Source organism: Pseudomonas sp. EA_5y_Pfl2_R50, from assembly GCF_963970475.1.
In the GTDB taxonomy this organism is placed as follows: domain Bacteria; phylum Pseudomonadota; class Gammaproteobacteria; order Pseudomonadales; family Pseudomonadaceae; genus Aquipseudomonas.
Genome location: NZ_CAXAPT010000243.1, coordinates 1 through 255, shown reverse-complemented (window position 1 = coordinate 255; position 255 = coordinate 1). Strand labels below are relative to the sequence as shown.

Below are 255 nucleotides of genomic sequence, written 5' to 3'. Positions count from 1 at the left end.
CTGCGTGAAGTCGGAATCGCTAGTAATCGCGAATCAGAATGTCGCGGTGAATACGTTCCCGGGCCTTGTACACACCGCCCGTCACACCATGGGAGTGGGTTGCACCAGAAGTAGCTAGTCTAACCTTAGGGGGGACGGTTACCACGGTGTGATTCATGACTGGGGTGAAGTCGTAACAAGGTAGCCGTAGGGGAACCTGCGGCTGGATCACCTCCTTAATCGACGACATCAGCTGCTCCATAAGTTCCCACACGA

Annotated in this window: 1 rRNA gene; it reads left to right on the top strand. The window is 54.9% G+C overall.

Annotated features, from left to right (window positions below):
• A 16S ribosomal RNA gene (locus tag AACY19_RS27645) occupies positions 1–218 on the top strand; the annotation flags it as partial.
• Positions 219–255: the final 37 nt, after the last annotated feature.